General features: G+C 56.2%; 14 protein-coding genes. 3 read left to right on the forward strand and 11 right to left on the reverse strand.

Going from position 1 to position 15,004, the window contains the following annotated elements; translation table 11 throughout:
• The first annotated feature begins 399 nt into the window (after nucleotides 1-399).
• A complete protein-coding gene (locus ACZCED_RS00145) occupies nucleotides 400-741 on the forward strand; it encodes a hypothetical protein (protein WP_462971304.1) in 342 nt (113 codons plus the stop codon).
• 108 nt (nucleotides 742-849) lie between these two features.
• On the opposite strand, the gene ACZCED_RS00150 is transcribed toward ACZCED_RS00145, so the two are convergent.
• From ACZCED_RS00150 to ACZCED_RS00180, 7 genes are all read right to left on the reverse strand, one after another.
• Nucleotides 850-1,587 (reverse strand): EI24 domain-containing protein, encoded by a 738-nt coding sequence (locus ACZCED_RS00150; RefSeq protein WP_462971303.1) that lies wholly within the window; start codon nucleotides 1,585-1,587, stop codon nucleotides 850-852.
• A 49-nt stretch (nucleotides 1,588-1,636) separates the two neighbouring features.
• Nucleotides 1,637-2,620 carry a divergent polysaccharide deacetylase family protein gene (locus ACZCED_RS00155; protein WP_464859952.1) on the reverse strand — a complete coding sequence of 328 codons (984 nt, stop codon included), beginning with the start codon at nucleotides 2,618-2,620 and terminating at the stop codon, nucleotides 1,637-1,639.
• Nucleotides 2,613-3,986 (reverse strand): S41 family peptidase, encoded by a 1,374-nt coding sequence (locus ACZCED_RS00160; protein WP_462971301.1) that lies wholly within the window; start codon nucleotides 3,984-3,986, stop codon nucleotides 2,613-2,615. The genes ACZCED_RS00155 and ACZCED_RS00160 overlap by 8 nt, the downstream gene beginning before the upstream one ends.
• Nucleotides 3,987-3,997: 11 nt before the next feature.
• Nucleotides 3,998-5,350 carry a peptidoglycan DD-metalloendopeptidase family protein gene (locus ACZCED_RS00165; RefSeq protein WP_462971333.1) on the reverse strand — a complete coding sequence of 451 codons (1,353 nt, stop codon included), beginning with the start codon at nucleotides 5,348-5,350 and terminating at the stop codon, nucleotides 3,998-4,000.
• Between the two features lie 95 nt (nucleotides 5,351-5,445).
• Nucleotides 5,446-6,324 (reverse strand): permease-like cell division protein FtsX, encoded by an 879-nt coding sequence (gene ftsX / locus ACZCED_RS00170; RefSeq protein ID WP_462971300.1) that lies wholly within the window; start codon nucleotides 6,322-6,324, stop codon nucleotides 5,446-5,448.
• A gap of 37 nt (nucleotides 6,325-6,361) precedes the next feature.
• Nucleotides 6,362-7,051, reverse strand: a complete 690-nt coding sequence (gene ftsE, locus ACZCED_RS00175) for a cell division ATP-binding protein FtsE (RefSeq protein ID WP_462971299.1) — start codon at nucleotides 7,049-7,051, stop codon at nucleotides 6,362-6,364.
• The gene (locus tag ACZCED_RS00180; protein ID WP_462971298.1) at nucleotides 7,048-8,409 is read right to left on the reverse strand and encodes a TolC family protein; all 1,362 of its coding nucleotides are present in this window, start codon (nucleotides 8,407-8,409) and stop codon (nucleotides 7,048-7,050) included. The genes ftsE and ACZCED_RS00180 overlap by 4 nt, the downstream gene beginning before the upstream one ends.
• Nucleotides 8,410-8,627: 218 nt before the next feature.
• On the opposite strand from ACZCED_RS00180, the gene pyrE reads away from it, so the two are divergent.
• Nucleotides 8,628-9,191 carry an orotate phosphoribosyltransferase gene (gene pyrE, locus ACZCED_RS00185; protein ID WP_462971297.1) on the forward strand — a complete coding sequence of 188 codons (564 nt, stop codon included), beginning with the start codon at nucleotides 8,628-8,630 and terminating at the stop codon, nucleotides 9,189-9,191.
• Nucleotides 9,192-9,430: 239 nt separating this feature from the next.
• Here pyrE and queD read toward each other — a convergent pair whose 3' ends face one another.
• Both queD and dnaJ read right to left on the reverse strand, forming a co-directional pair.
• The gene (queD, locus tag ACZCED_RS00190; RefSeq protein WP_462971296.1) at nucleotides 9,431-9,802 is read right to left on the reverse strand and encodes a 6-carboxytetrahydropterin synthase QueD; all 372 of its coding nucleotides are present in this window, start codon (nucleotides 9,800-9,802) and stop codon (nucleotides 9,431-9,433) included.
• Nucleotides 9,803-9,846: 44 nt separating this feature from the next.
• Nucleotides 9,847-10,962 (reverse strand): molecular chaperone DnaJ, encoded by a 1,116-nt coding sequence (dnaJ, locus tag ACZCED_RS00195; protein ID WP_462971295.1) that lies wholly within the window; start codon nucleotides 10,960-10,962, stop codon nucleotides 9,847-9,849.
• 107 nt (nucleotides 10,963-11,069) lie between these two features.
• On the opposite strand from dnaJ, the gene ubiE reads away from it, so the two are divergent.
• Nucleotides 11,070-11,777, forward strand: a complete 708-nt coding sequence (ubiE, locus tag ACZCED_RS00200; protein WP_462971294.1) for a bifunctional demethylmenaquinone methyltransferase/2-methoxy-6-polyprenyl-1,4-benzoquinol methylase UbiE — start codon at nucleotides 11,070-11,072, stop codon at nucleotides 11,775-11,777.
• Nucleotides 11,778-11,848: 71 nt separating this feature from the next.
• Here the strand turns inward: ubiE and ACZCED_RS00205 are convergent, their stop codons facing one another.
• A complete protein-coding gene (locus ACZCED_RS00205) occupies nucleotides 11,849-13,147 on the reverse strand; it encodes a TMEM143 family protein (protein ID WP_464859953.1) in 1,299 nt (432 codons plus the stop codon).
• 287 nt (nucleotides 13,148-13,434) lie between these two features.
• Complete coding sequence (glpK, locus tag ACZCED_RS00210) at nucleotides 13,435-14,946, reverse strand: glycerol kinase GlpK (RefSeq protein WP_462971292.1); 1,512 nt, start codon at nucleotides 14,944-14,946, stop codon at nucleotides 13,435-13,437.
• Nucleotides 14,947-15,004 lie beyond the last annotated feature (58 nt).

Consider the following 15,004-nt stretch of genomic DNA (forward strand, 5'->3'; position numbering starts at 1 on the left):
ACCTGTTTGATGCCATTTTTCTGGACCATTAACACAAGATGGGCTATTGATTAAAAAAAGTGATGTGTTTTAAAGTTCAGATGAAATTTTAAATTTAAGAACAGTCGAACCAGAAAAAACCAACGAATAGATTGTTTCACGTCCAGGCGGGTGCAACTGTCTTGCGCGTAAAACGCATCCTTCGTATCCGTGCTGCAAGAATCGCAACGTCCATCCGAATTCTCCTTATGGCAACCGACCACGGCTGCGGCCAATTCCACTGCCACCGTCCTGCACTGGCCCGCAGGCCGAACCAGCCCGGCGGATGCGTCTTTTTTTTGACAACCGCCAACCCACCGGGATAAAATGGGAAAATACCCGCTTGGTCTTAAGACCTCTTTTCCCACAAGGAGGTGCAGCATGATCTATTCGAGCCGTCATATCCTTGACCTGCGCAGCCGGCTGCTGGCCATTTCTCCGGAACAATGGCTGTTGTTGGCCGTGGGCATGGTTACCGGGTTTGCCGTGTGGATTCTTTTTAACCGGCGCATCGTTCATCGCATCCTCAACCGACTCAAGGCGACGACCCTAAAGGCCAACGCCATCACGGCCGTCGAGGGCCTCATCGGCGGAACGGTGTTTCTGGTGAATGCCGGGCTTGTCTATGTGGCGACATTGATTGCCAACTTTTTTCTGTTTTCTTTTGCCGTGGTCGGCCTGTTGGTAGGCGCCTGGATTACGATACCGGCCAGCTTTGAATAGGCGGGCCGTGTGCGCCATCGATAGCCATTGACCATCCCGGGCAGCTTTGGGTTGGTCAATCGGTGATTGATGCACGATTCACTGAAATGGAGGTGAAAAGATACGCCCTTAGGCCGCCGATGGTGGCGCCGCTTTTCTCTCCCGATCCAAATGATACAAAGTGGCCCCCACCGGTGCAAAGCTCAGGAAGATCAGGTTCAGCACGGGGATGAGAAAGGGCAATCCGAAGCCCAGATGGAAGAGAGGCGTTTTTCCCAGGGCTTTGAATCGTTGACCAAAAGGCTGGAGGTTGCGGGCGGGGATGAGGTCCGTGTTGTCCCAGGCCAGGAAGATGGCCGCCACCATGGGACCAATGACAGTCAGCAAGGGCCCCAGAGGCGTAAACCAGGCCAGGACCATGATGAACAGCGTCAGCAAAACCGGGATGACGTTACGGGGCAGTTCCTGGCGAACCAGAAATCCCATTTGGTTCAGGATCGACACATGGGGCAGCGCCGTCGCCTTTCCGGTGACCAGGCGTTCGGTAATGCGGGACATCAAATCCATGATAAACACGGCAAACAGTACCTGTGCCAACAGATAGGCAGCCACTGCCGATATGCCCATCAGCAAAAGCGAGAGCAACCAGGAGGCCAGGTGCCAGAGCCAGACGATCCACGGGCTTTCGGGCTGCTGCCACAACAGGGCCAGGATGTCCGCGTGCTTGGCCAGAATCAACCCGGAGACAGCCACCGTCAAGACGGCCACCACGGCAAAACGCAAAAACCCCAGCAGCAACAACCGGGGTGTTCGGACCCCAAGCCACAAACCCTTGAAATTGTATAATATTCCAGAAAATAGGTTCATCTTCACACCTCGGTATCACAAGGATTCAATCCACAATCCGCCCGTTCGGTCACCCCTGCTGAAAGGCAACCACCCGGGACGCATGGGTAAGAAAAACAGCCTTTTTCAGATCGGGGAGCATTTCCTTCAGCACCTCGAGAGTGACCGGGTGGGGATGGGCGATTCCGATGGCGTAGCCCTGGCGCTTGGCTCTTTTTATCAGCAGGTTGAGCTGTTTTCTCACAAACGCTCGGGTCTGCTCGTGGTCGATGAACACATCCCGCTCGGCAAAGGGCAGGTGGAGCAGTTCCGCCGACGGCCGGCACAGAGTGTCTGCAGATGTGCGGCTGTCTATAAAGAATAGGTCCCGCTTTTTCAGAATGGTGAAGATCTGGCGCATCTGCGCGGATGATGCCGTCAGCTTGGACCCCATGTGGTTGTTGACCCCCTTGACACTGGGGACGCGGTCGAGGTTCGCATTGAGCTGGGCGATGAGTTCATCGGGCTTCATGGTGGACAAAAGCGCGCCGGGCCCGGGGTTGACGCTGGGGTAGTTGCCCGGCTCCATGGGCAGATGAAGCATGATCTCAACATCTTTTTTCAGGGCCTGGTCGATGATGCTGTGGTTGAAGGTGCCTTCGGGGAGCACGGAGAAGGTGAGCGGCACATCCAACTCCAGAAACTCTTCGGCCATTTTTCGGTCGTAGCCGATATCATCGATGATGATAGCCACGGGAATGCCGTTGGTAATCGGCTTGATCCGGGTGATGGGAGGTGGTGGCGGCACCGCTTCACGGTTGAACGCTTCGTAATCAGGGACGCTGTGATGGACCGGGCCGGTGTCGGGCCGGGTCACGGGAATGGGCTTGGTCTTGGAGGCCACCGGTGGCACAGGCCGCATGAGAAACCGATTGGCCAGAAGTCCGGCCGTGACCACGAGGCACACCAGCAACGTCACTCCGGCAATGACCTTCATCAACTGAAGCTTGGGGTTGAAGCCTTTATTTTTCTTTTTTTTCCGTGCCCTGGGTTTTGCGGAAACTTTCTTAGCCATTTTTCAGGTCTTTAAAGATATCGTAGCTGATCAGGATGTCCAGCGCACGCAAAACCTGGTTGTCGGAAAAGAGCGCCTCCCGGTCCAGAGGACTGTGTTTGGACTTGAAGCGCTGTAGCGCCGGGGGATCCGGGGGCACTTCTTTCTTGGTCGCTTCCGGCGCGGTCCGGGGCTCTTCGAAAGCGTCGTCCGGATCGGCATCCAGATGATTTTTCAGGTCTTTTTCCTTCAGCATCCGCTCGCCGGTGGTGTCGGTGTCGGAGATGATGCGGTGCTTGACCTCCACATCGGGCTCCACCCCTTTGGCCTGGATGGAACGGCCCGAGGGCGTGTAATAGCGGGCGATGGTGAATTTGAGGCCGTAGCCGTCCCGCAAGGTTTCCACCGTCTGCACGGATCCCTTTCCGAAAGAGGTGGTCCCCAGAATCAGGGCCCGCTTGTGGTCCTGGAGCGCTCCGGCCACGATCTCGGAAGCGCTGGCGCTTCCGCCGTTGATCAGAACCACAATGGGATAATTGCGTTTTACGTCGTCGGCATGAGCCCGAAACACCTTGGTGTTTTGTCCTTCTCGGCCCTTGATGCTGAGGATTTCACCTTCGTCCAGAAACAGGTCGGACACCTCGATGGCCTGGTTCAGGATGCCCCCCGGGTTGTCCCGCAGGTCTAAAATTAGTCCCTTCATGGGTGTCTCGGCGGTTTCCATCGCCTGCAGGGCCTCGATCAGGTCGCCGGTTGTGTTTTCCCTGAAGTTGGTGATCCAGATGTATCCGTAACCCGGCTCGAGCAGCTCCGCCTTGACGCTATAGATGGGAATCACGTCACGTACCAGACTGAAATCAATCGGTTCGGGTGCGCCTTGCCGGATGACGGTAATCACCACGCTGGTGCCTTTGGGGCCGCGCATGCGCTTGACCGCATCCCGCAGGTCTTCACTGGGCGTGCCGTCAACCTTGATAATCTTGTCCCCGGCCTTGATACCGGCGCGGTAGGCCGGCGTGCCTTCGATGGGAGCGATGACGGTCACCAGGTTGTTGCGCATGGTCACGTGGATACCGATGCCGGTAAACTCGCCGTGGGTGTCGATCTGAAGCTCTTTGAGCGCATCGGGTGGAAGCAGGGAGGAATGGGGGTCCAAGCTTCGGACCATTCCCTGAATGGCCGCTTCGATCATTTTCTGGGTTTCGACCTCATCCACATAGTTTCGCTGAATGAGCTCGATCACATCGGAAAAAAGCTTCAAGCCTTTGTAGGTCTCTTCGCTGTTGGCGGACAAATCCCGGTAAAAGCCGTGACCCAGTATCAGCACGGCTGACACGAGCACCATTGCCACCCACATCTTCAGGTGTCGGGTTTTTCTGGCTGTCATTCGTATCTCCTCTAGCCTTTCTTGATCCAACCCAATGGATTCATCGGTTTTCCGTGGTGGCGTATCTCAAAATGCAGCCCGGCGCCGGTCATTGAGCCGGTATCGCCCACGGTGGCGATCACTTCACCGGCCTCAACCGGATCTCCCTTTGACTTGAACTGCTCCTCCAGATGGGCGTACACGCTGTAGTAGTGGTCGCCGTGATCGATGATGAGCATGTTACCAAAGCCTTTGAACCAGGAAGAAAACAGTGTCTGACCGCTGTATACGGCCCGGATCGGTTCGCCCCTGTCCGCTTTGATGTTGATACCGCTTTGAAAATGGCTCACCTTTAATTTGCTGTCTTTGTAATGGCCGAAAAAGGAGACTATTTTACCTTTCACCGGCATCATAAGCAAGCCTTTAAGCGCCGCAAAGGGTTTTTCGGCAACCATGGCTTGTGACGGGTCCGCTGCAAGCGGTTCGGCGTTTAAGGATTCAACCGTCTGGTCCAGGGCCCGGGCGGATGCCTTCAAGGATTCAATGACCGCCAGCTGCAGCGACTTTTTTTCCCGGATCTCCGTGAGCAGCCCTTCCCGCCGGGCCTGTTCGCTGTTCATGCTGTCGATGCGGTCGCTCAGATCTGCCGTAGTCGCCTGCTTGTCGTTTTTCCTGGCGACCAGCTTTGCCAGCAGCGCCTGCATCTCTGCCTTGTCCCGGGACATTTGGGTCAGCACGGCATCGTCATGCGCCAGGATCTGCTCCATGGCACGTTTGCTGGAAAAGAAATCGAACATGGAATCCGCCGATGCCAGGATATGGAACTTACCCAGCCAGCTGAGCTTGTAGAGGGCTGCCAGCCGGCCAGCCACATACTTCTCGTTGAGGTTGGCCCGCTGCTCAATTTCCCGGTATTGCGCTTCGAGCTCCCGAATGCGCAACTCCACGGCCTTGAGCTCCGTAGATAGTCGGGCCACTTTTTTCCGGGCGCTGTCGAGCGCTCTTTCGGTGTCGTCCAGGTCGTTGATGATGGCAGTCTCCGCTTTCGCAAACGAATCCACCTTTTCTCTTGAACGCTCCAGCTTCCGGTTCAGGTTGTCGGTCGCATCGTTCGGCAAACCGGCAGGTAACGCGTCACCTGCCGGCGCCGTACCGGGCTCGTCGATGCGCAGGTAGCTTTCCCGGTTCATGATAAACCCGGTCTGGTCCTCGAAAAGAATCCGGACCCACTCGCCTTCGTATGAGAGTACCAGCACCCGGGCCCCTTTTCGCAAGGTGTTGATAGGCGGGTTATGGCTGCCGGGTCCGGAGCGCATGTTGAGTTCCGAAACAAGGACCGTCGCCGGTTTGGGATCCCCGGCACCCAAAAGCGGCTGAGGGTACACGCTCAAGATCAGTCCAGCCAAGGAAACCAGGCAACACGTCCCGTAACGGGAAATAAGCTTGACCGGTGACATGATCTTCTTGTCCGAGCGATCCATCATTCCTTCACGAACTGTTTAAGGGAAAAAAAGCACCCCAACAGGCCCGTCAGCATGCCACCGCCGAGAATAGCCGCACACGTGCCCATGGAAAAAAACCGAATGGCAACCATCTCGGCACTCAGCGTCTGTTCAAACTGCAGCCCGATGGCCGAAAAGGCGGAAAAGAGCAACCCCAGGCCGAGCAGTCCTCCGGAAAGGCCCTGGATCAGTCCCTCCAAGTAGAACGGAAACTTGATGAAGTTATCCGTAGCTCCGACCAGGCGCATGATATGGATCTCTTCCCGCCTGGCGTAGAGTACCAGACGGATGGTGTTGGCCGCAATGAATACCGTGGCCATGAAGAACATGGCGCCCATACCGTATCCGACCAGCTTGAACAAATTGAAAAAGTTGGCAAAACGGTCGATCCATTGCCGGCCGTACTCCACTTCGGACACCGACGGCAGGCTTTCGAGGCGTTGGGCCAGAAATTCAATTTTTTCCGGCGAGTTGGATTCGGTGACCAAGGTCACTTCAAAGGCGTCGGGCAGCGGATTTTCACGCATGTTGTCAAGCAACGACGTCTGCCGCTGCATCCGCTCTTTCATCAGCTTTAGGGCATCCTCTTTTGAAATGAAGCGAATGCTTTGGATGCCGGCGATCGTCTGAAGCCGGTAGCGGGTGTCCAAACGCTGGGCCTCGGAAGTCTCCGGTGCCAGGTAAACCATGATCCGGACCCCCTTTTTCCAGGCGTTGAACATGTCCTGCGCATTAAGGAAAAAGAGGCCGAAGGCGCTGACGATCAGGATGGACAGGGCAATGGTGATGATGGTCACCAAATTGAGAAACCGGTTTTCCAAAATATCCTTGATGGCGCGTCGGGTGTAGAAGATCATCGCTTCGCCTTTTCAATTTGGAACGCTCGGTGCAGGATCAGATGTCCGGTGGCGTATCCAGCCGTCCTTGTCGGATCTGCAGTACCCGTCCGGTGGCATTTTCGATGAGGGCTTTGTCATGGGTGGCCACCACGACCGTTGCCCCGCGGTTATAGAACATGTGGAGCAGCTGAAAAATAATGGCTGCCGATTCGTCATCGAGGCTGCCGGTGGGTTCGTCGGCCAGGATGATCTTGGGGTCGCCGGCCACGGCCCGAGCGACGGCGACCCGCTGCTGCTCACCGCCGGACAGGCTGGGCGGGTAAGCGGTCATGCGATCTTCCATACCCACCACGCGAAGCACGCTTTTCACCTTCTTTTCGATGAGGCTGCGCTTCTTCCCCCGCACCTCCAGCACCAAGGCCACGTTTTCATATACGGTTCGGGTGGGGATGAGCTTGTAATCCTGGAAAATAATGCCGAATTTTCGCCGGAGCATGGGGATTCGGCGACGGGGAATCCGGGAAAGGTTCATGCCGTCCACCAGGATCTGGCCTTCCGATACCGGTTCGGCCAGGTAGAGGAGCTTGAGCAGGGTGGATTTGCCCGCTCCGCTGGGACCGCTGATGAACAAAAATTCGTTTTTGGCGATATCCAGGGTGGCATCCACCAGAGCCTGCTTGGCGCCGTAGCGCTTGTGAACGTGAAACATCCGGATGACCGCGCTCTTTTCAGCCATGTTGGTCATTGGACCTCGGCAATGTCGATGCTGGGTTTTCCCATGGCCCGGTCAAGCGCCGCCGCCGCAATCTGAAAATCGTAGAGGGCATTGTAGTACCGGGTCATGGTTTCGGAAAGCTGGGTCCGAGCATCGAGGACATCCGTGGATGTAGCCATCTGCTCTTTGAACAGCTCCTCACTGATACGAAATCCCTCCCTGGCCTGATCGATGGCGGATTGAACCGTGACGATGTTCTTCTCAAACTCATCGGCCTTGAGCCAGGCCTGCTTGACCTCCCGCTGGATCTTGTCCAGCAGATCGGTGCGGTTGAGACGCGCTTCGGTCAGTTTGCTTTTCTTTTCCGCAACACCGTATCCGGTCTTTCCCCACTGCCAGAAATCCCAGCGGGCCTGGGCCTGAATGTCCCAGAAGCTGCTGTCTGAGATACCTTCGCCACCGTCCACCTGCCAGTCGGTGCCCAATTTGTAGTAATTGCCTTGAAGCTGAACAGTCGGATAATAATCCTTTTTGGCCAGGCTGACCTCCTTTTCGCGGATCTGTATTTCCAGACCGGCCACGGCGACCTCCACACGTTCCTTTTCCGCCGTGTCCAGGCACTCGGCAAGAGATCGGGACAAAGGTGCATAGTCCAGGATGTCCGATAGCGTCACGGCAGTGCCGATGGGTTGGCGCAGCAGCAGGTTGACGTCAGCCCGCGATATCTCCAGATGGTTTTGGGCCGCCACTAAATCCTGGCGAGCATTGGCCAGCTCGACCTTCGTTTTAAGAAGGTCGTTGAGCGGCGTCATCCCCACCTCGTGGTAATTGACCGCCACTTCCGTCTGGGCCTCCAGCATGGTCACGGCCTCTTCGGCCACAGCCTTGAGCTTCTGGGCCTTGAGCAGGAGGAAATAAACCCGCTTGGCCTCGAAGACGATGTCCCGCCGCACCAGCGCCTCGTTAAGGCGGGCAGCGTCCAGTCCCATCTCGGCCAGTCGATGCTGATTGGTCAGGGCAAAGCCGGTAAACAGGGGTTGGGTGATGCTGGTCACGAAGGCATATTCCTCTTCGGGCTGCACGACCCCTAACGTGGGAATCACCCCGAAGCGGGGCTCGTCGTTGCGGGTATAGTTGTACTCGGCGCTGAAGGTAGGCAGAAACGCCGACCGCCTGGATTTGAGCACGGCATCGGCGGCACGCGTCCGCTCACTGGAAATGCGGGCGGAGATGTTGGCTTGGAGAGCCAGGGCCACGGTTCTGTCCAGATCCATTACAGGCGAAGCCGCCGTCTCGTCACCGCCGGCCGGCATCGCTGCGTTCAGCCACATGCAAAAGAAGGCAACGGATGCCAACAGGCATCGACAGCGGTTCGATGACTGCGGCAATATGGCTGATATCCTTCCGGGGTTTGGCATTGACCGGCAACCTCACAGCTGTTATGAATCGCTCCTAAGCTCAAGGAGTGCTGTTCCCAGTTTTCCTTGCCGAAGCCTCCACTGAATCCCAATGACGGGCTTCTTCCAGTTCGGTGGAGGCTTTTTTATACGAAAAATCCCTTAAAATCAAGTATTTCTTGTAAATCCGGCCGTCTGAAAGGCGCCCCATGAAAAATGAACTGATCCACCTGTTGTGTCAAAAATCCTTCAAATACAGTGAAACACCCGCATTCAAGCTGGTATCGGGCCGCATGAGCCGGTTTTATGTAAACTGCAAACCCACCACCATGAGTCCCCGTGGGATGTTTCTCACCGGCCATTTAATGTTCGCGGCCATTCAAGACAGCGGGGCGTCGGCCGTGGGCGGCCTCACCTTCGGCGCCGACCCCATCGCCATGGCCACTGCATTTGCCTCGGAGCTCAAGGGCCAACCGGTTAACGCCTTTTCCATCCGTAAAAGCCAGAAGGACCACGGCATTGTCAAATGGGTGGAAGGGGACATTCAGCCAGGCGCCAAGGTGGTGGTGATCGACGATGTGGCCACCACTGGCGGATCTACCATCAAAGCCATCGAGCGCGCCCGCAGCGAAGGATTGGATGTCGTTCGGGCGGTGATCCTGGTGGACCGGCAGGAGGGGGGCATGGACAACATCCGTACCCACGTTTCCGACGCAACCGCCATCATCACCCGGGATGAATTGGTGACCTGCTGGAAAAAGAGGGGTAAATAAAATACCTGGGGAGCTCAAAACGTTATTTCGAGCTCCCCAGGTATTTGTTATTGTCTCTCAAATGATCGTACTGTTTCCGTCCACTAATGGCAGCTTTTGGTATATCGGCTAAGGCCACCGCGAGGTTGAAACCGCAGGCGTGGCAGCGCCGCGTTGAGGATAGCGCTGAATCTTCAATACGTGCTCAGCCCAACGAGAACACCGGCGTGGGCCTAAAGATGCCGCTTGTGGATGGAAACTTATTTTGGAAAATAAGTGGCGCAGGCATCTTCCGACTCCCACGTCGTCACCCGGCTTACGGCCATCCCGGGCTCCTTGATCATCTCCTGCAGGCTGTTGGCGATATATACGGCAATGCTTTCCGAGGATGGCGCGACATTTTCAAAATAGGGCAGTTCATTTAAGAACTTATGGTCCAGCCGCTTCATGATCTCTTTCACATATCCCTTGAGAATACCGAAATCGACCAGTACGCTGGCGTCGTTGAGTCGTTCTCCCTTTACGCATACCTCCACCTTCCAGTTGTGCCCGTGAAGGTTTTCGCATTTTTTGGCCACCATGGTCAGTTGGTGGGCGGCAGCGAAATGGCTGACAATTTTTAGTTCGAACATAGATCTATCCGCTCCCATGATCTTGCCGGATCGATGCCGGTGATTCAGTTGGCCACTCTGGATGGACCGCTTTTTAGAATGGTTTTCAATTTACTGGTAAACTTGCGCTCTTCAAGAGCGGCAAATTCCTTGAGGAGGGCCACCTGTTTTTTACTGAGGTTGGTGGGAGTTTTAACGTTGACCTGAACGATCTGGTCGCCACGGTGACCGTTTCTAAGTGAGGGAATCCCTTCGCCCCGCAGCCGGAAGATGTCGCCGGGTTGGGTTCCCTTGGGAATCGTCAGATCACTCTCACCGTTGAGGGTGGGTATGGAGATGGTATCGCCCAAGGTCGCCTGAACAAAGGAAATGGGAATCTGGCACAACACGTTGGTGTCGTCCCGCTTGAAAAAATCGTGGCCTTCCGCGTGAATGAAGACATACAGATCTCCATGCGGCCCGCCGTAGGCGCCGGCTTCGCCTTCGCCGGTGAGGCGGAGACGCGAACCGTTGTCCACGCCGGCGGGAATTCTGACAGAAACCTTCTTGCGGGCAAGCACTTTGCCATGGCCCCGGCAGGTTTTACAGGGCGTGGAGATGACCTGGCCCTGGCCCCGGCATTGTCCGCAGGTGGTGCGGACAGTAAAAAAACCCTGGCTGCGGCCTACCTGGCCGCTGCCGCCGCATTGGGTACAGTTTTCCACACCGGTTCCGGGTGCCGCGCCGCTACCCCCGCAGGTACTGCAGGCTTCCGCCTTTTCCACATCGATCTCTTTTTCCGTGCCGAAGGCCGCTTCCATGAAGGAAAGTTGCATGTCATAGCGGAGGTCGGCACCTTTATTCGCCCGGCTCCTGGACCGGCGACCGCCGCCAAAACCGAAGAAGTCCTCGAAAATATCTCCGAAACTGGAAAATATGTCTTCGAAGCCGCCGAAACCGGAAAAGCCCGATCCCTCCAGCCCCTGATGGCCATACTGGTCGTAAATCTGGCGTTTGTTGGCGTCCCTTAAGACCTCATAGGCCTCGGCAGCCTCCTTGAACTTTTCTTCGGCTTCCCGGTCCCCGGGATTCCTGTCCGGATGAAAGTTTAAGGCCAGCTTTCGGTAGGCCTTTTTCAGGTCCGCATCGCCGGCGTTTCGATCGACGCCGAGCACTTCGTAATAGTCACGTTTGGCTGCCATGGATTGTCCTGGAACGTTACCCCTTCATGTTGTCACGGGCGCGGTGATGTGTTAATTTTTCGTCGTTTAAATGATGCATAAACTTAATGCAAGATGAAAGGTTGTCAATGCAAAGTCGGGAGCTTCCCTTCGTCCGGGAGATGTTCGACAGCATCGCCCCACGTTATGATCTGCTCAACCGCCTGCTCAGCCTCCGCCAGGATGTTGTCTGGCGTAAAAAGATGGTGTCGGCCATAGCCCTTCCCGACAGCGGACGAGTTCTGGACGTGGCCTGCGGCACCGGTGACGTCGCCATTGAGATCTGCAGGCAGAAGGGACCGCGGGTGAAGGTGACCGGTCTAGATTTTTCACCGGGGATGCTTCGCCTGGCCCGGGAGAAGATCCGCCGGAATCGAAACACGGCCATTTCCCTGCTGGCCGGGGACGCCCTGGCGATGCCCTTTGGCGAAGCATCCTTTCACGCAGTGACCATCGCCTTCGGCATCCGCAATATACAGGACAAAGCAGGCGCCCTCAGGGCCTTCTATGAAAGCCTCCTGCCTGGCGGGATGCTGCTGGTGCTGGAACTGGCCACGCCGAAAAGAACCCGTCTGCGCGATGCCTACCTGGCTTATTTTCAAAAAGTGCTGCCAGCTGTCGGCCGCCTCTTTTCCAAACACAGCTTCGCCTATTCATACCTGCCGGATTCGGTTTCCCGGTTTCCGGCAGCCGAGGTCTTCATGACGATCGTGCAGCAAGCGGGCTTTTCCCATGTCACCTGCCGGCGCATGACACTGGGAATCGCCAACCTGTTTGTGGGGGTTAAGCCGCAATGAAATCGATGTCTCGGTAGGTAGCGCACGTTAAAGACCAATAGACCGACCATCAAGGCGTGACACACGCCTTCTTACCCGTTCTGGGGTGCATTCATCTGAAAAAAATGGTCCCAGATGAAATCCAGCCGTTCACAGGCCTGCGTCAACGAGACGGCCGTCCACACGGGCTGACCGGTTTCATCGATTTCGGCGGAGTCACATAGCTTCAGGCGTTTCAGTTTTCCCAGGGCATCTTCGATTTCGAAATCAATGGGGGCCCCGTAAGTCGCTTTAAACCAGCCTTCAATGGCCTCGTCCAGGGCCTTCGCGGTCAATCCCGTTTCGGATTCAACCAGAAAAATATATCCCAGCAGCGCCTCTTTGAACTCCTCTTCCTCCGCATCGGCGATGATGTGGTAGAATACGCCGGCATTGTTGTCCAGATTCTTGAAATAAAGATTGTCACCCAAGGTTTTCATAAATTTTATTTTGCGGTTTTTGTAACTGTTCCACTGTTTGAAAAGAAACGCTCCGATCGCCGCCAGGGCCGTCACGCCGCCCACCATGCCGGAAATCTCCACAGGGCCCAACGTCGGGATCTCACCGCTGCCGACGAAAACGGCGCGGGACATCAACCACAGGATGCTCGCCATGGCGACCAGGCCCGCACCGGCCTTTAAAATGACCGATATCCCGCCACCGACGGCAAAACCGCCCATGAGCAGTTTGTCTTTGAGTTTCATGCGCACCTGGGCGTTGGGAAAAAGCATTTCCAGATCCCCTTTGGGAATGTTCTTGAAGAGCTTTACGATCATGGATCCCGGGCTAAAGTTCAGATCTTTACGCTTTTGCACCTTGAAGTAGGACTCATCCTTGTATTTGATGATCAGCGCCACTCTGTCGTAGACGGTGACGTCGACGAGTTCTTCTTTGAAGAGCCATTTTTTGCGCCTGATCCGACGGGATTGGACTCCCCGCCTGAAAATCAATTGGTTCTCAAAATCCTCGAAATCCACGAAGAGGTTGATCTTGAAGAGCGATTCCCGGTTCATGGCGAATGTCAGATCGGTGGCGGTGATTTGCCGATAGTTGGCCTGGTTCAAGACCTCTTTAAATGCCGCCATGAGTCGGGCTTCATGGTCGCTGCGGTCCTCGCGGGAAAAACGGCGGACCGTTATCGTATCGCTGTCAGGGTTGAACGGCTGATAGTTTTCTTTGAGGCTTTCTGTTTGCGTATGAAATTCAAAATGGAAGAGGCTGTCAAGAATGCGGCTGAAACGAAGAAAGGCTTCCCGGTCTATGGGTGTGACCGTCTCGCGGTTGGATAAATCGTCTATGAGGTCCGCTTTGCAGACGGGAATGAATCGTTCTCTACCTGGAGGGTCTGCCATGGGCGATATCCTTATCGTTTCCTTTTAACATATACCATAATGCCCCCGGAGGATGTTTTAAAGCGTCGCGCATCTAAACCAACGCCAACCGATTCGATGCCTGCAATACATAATGGCCCTCCGGGCAAAAGCGGTGGGCTTGGGACCGGAAGACCATTTGCATGGGTGATGAGGGCGACGGCGTTGCATCCTGGCTTCGTACAACCCGCCTGAAACCATTATCGTGCCTTTTGTCGGAACCGAACACCGGAACCCCTCAAGTCATATTGTATTTCGGCATCCCGAAATCAATCCGCCCAATCCAGGGTTCGTTGGACCGCCTTTTTCCAACCGCGGATACCGGCCTGGCGCCTACGGTCATCCATCTGCGGCTGCCAGATCTTGTCTGTCGACCAGTATTGTTTCAGATCCTCCATGGAGGTCCAATATCCCACAGCCAGGCCCGCGGCATAGGCGGCGCCCAATGCCGTGGTCTCGGTAATGGACGGCCGGATCACCGGCACGTTGAGCAGGTCAGACTGAAACTGCATGAGCAGTTCGTTGGCCACCATCCCCCCATCGACCTTGAGGCTGTTGAGCTCAACGCCCGAATCCTTTTTCATGGCCTCCATGATGTCCAGGGTCTGGTAGGCATTGGCCTCCAGTGCAGCGCGGGCGATGTGGCCTTTGTTGACATAGCGGGTGAGGCCGACAATGACCCCGCGGGCGTCGGCGCGCCAGTAGGGGGCAAAAAGGCCGGAAAAGGCCGGAACGATGTAGGTGCCGCCGTTGTCGTCCACCGTTCGAGCCAGCGTTTCCACCTCCGGTGCCGACGCGATCAGCCCCAGGTTGTCGCGCAGCCACTGCACCAGGGCACCCGCAATGGCCACCGACCCCTCCAGGCAATACACCGGCTTTTCTCCACGGATCTGGTATCCCACGGTAGTCAACAGGCCATGGGTGGATTGGACCGGCTCGGTGCCGGTATTGAGCAACATGAAACAGCCGGTACCATAGGTGTTTTTTGCCTCGCCGACCTCAAAACAGGTCTGGCCCACCAGGGCGGCCTGTTGGTCGCCCAGGGCACCGCACACCGGTACTGTCGCCTGCAGAGGACCGTCCTTGAGGGTATGGCCCCAGGTGTTCCTGTCGATTGAAGGCACGATATGCGGCATCATCTGCCGAGGAATACCCATGATCTTGAGGATCTCATCATCCCAGGCCAGGGTCTCCAGGTCCATGAGCAGGGTGCGTGAGGCATTGGACACATCGGTGACATGGGCGCCGCCGGATGCACCGCCGGTGAGCTGCCAGATAATCCAAGTTTCAATTGTGCCGAAAAGGGCCCGGCCCCTTTCCGCCGCCACCCGTGCCTCAGGGAGGTTGTCCAGAATCCATTTGACCTTGGGCCCCGCAAAATAGGTGGCGATGGGCAGCCCGGTCTTTTTACGGAAGCGGTCCTGACCGCCGTCTTTTGCCAGGGAGTCACATATTTCATCGGTTCTCGTACACTGCCAGACAATGGCATTAAAGAACGGCTGGCCTGTTTTCCTGTCCCAAACCACCGCGGTTTCACGCTGGTTGGTGATGCCAATGGCGGCCAGATCGTCTCCTTTTAGCCCCGCTTTATTCATCGCGCCGCGGATCACTTTTCCGGTGTTGTTCCAGATTTCCATGGGGTCGTGTTCCACCCACCCGGGCTGGGGAAAGATCTGCCTGTGCTCCATCTGGTCCATGGCTACGATCTGCCCGTCATGATTGAAAATGACAAAACGGTTGCTGGTGGTCCCCAGGTCGATGGCTCCGATGTATGCGGCCATGATAAAATCTCCTTCTTGGGTGTGAGGTGACCTTTTAGGATCGCGGTGTTTGGCTCTA

Source organism: Desulfosarcina sp. (assembly GCF_055467485.1).

Excerpts from the sequence above, each read along its gene's own strand:
- ACZCED_RS00150 (WP_462971303.1), bottom strand. The coding sequence starts at position 1,587 with ATGAACCTATTTTCTGGAATATTATACAATTTCAAGGGTTTGTGGCTT.
- queD (WP_462971296.1), bottom strand. The coding sequence starts at position 9,802 with ATGTTCGAACTAAAAATTGTCAGCCATTTCGCTGCCGCCCACCAACTG.
- dnaJ (WP_462971295.1), bottom strand. The coding sequence starts at position 10,962 with ATGGCAGCCAAACGTGACTATTACGAAGTGCTCGGCGTCGATCGAAAC.
- ubiE (WP_462971294.1), top strand. The coding sequence starts at position 11,070 with ATGCAAAGTCGGGAGCTTCCCTTCGTCCGGGAGATGTTCGACAGCATC.
- pyrE (WP_462971297.1), top strand. The coding sequence starts at position 8,628 with ATGAAAAATGAACTGATCCACCTGTTGTGTCAAAAATCCTTCAAATAC.
- ACZCED_RS00205 (WP_464859953.1), bottom strand. The coding sequence starts at position 13,147 with ATGGCAGACCCTCCAGGTAGAGAACGATTCATTCCCGTCTGCAAAGCG.
- ftsE (WP_462971299.1), bottom strand. The coding sequence starts at position 7,051 with ATGACCAACATGGCTGAAAAGAGCGCGGTCATCCGGATGTTTCACGTT.
- ACZCED_RS00155 (WP_464859952.1), bottom strand. The coding sequence starts at position 2,620 with ATGGCTAAGAAAGTTTCCGCAAAACCCAGGGCACGGAAAAAAAAGAAA.
- ACZCED_RS00160 (WP_462971301.1), bottom strand. The coding sequence starts at position 3,986 with ATGACAGCCAGAAAAACCCGACACCTGAAGATGTGGGTGGCAATGGTG.
- ACZCED_RS00145 (WP_462971304.1), top strand. The coding sequence starts at position 400 with ATGATCTATTCGAGCCGTCATATCCTTGACCTGCGCAGCCGGCTGCTG.
- glpK (WP_462971292.1), bottom strand. The coding sequence starts at position 14,946 with ATGGCCGCATACATCGGAGCCATCGACCTGGGGACCACCAGCAACCGT.
- ftsX (WP_462971300.1), bottom strand. The coding sequence starts at position 6,324 with ATGATCTTCTACACCCGACGCGCCATCAAGGATATTTTGGAAAACCGG.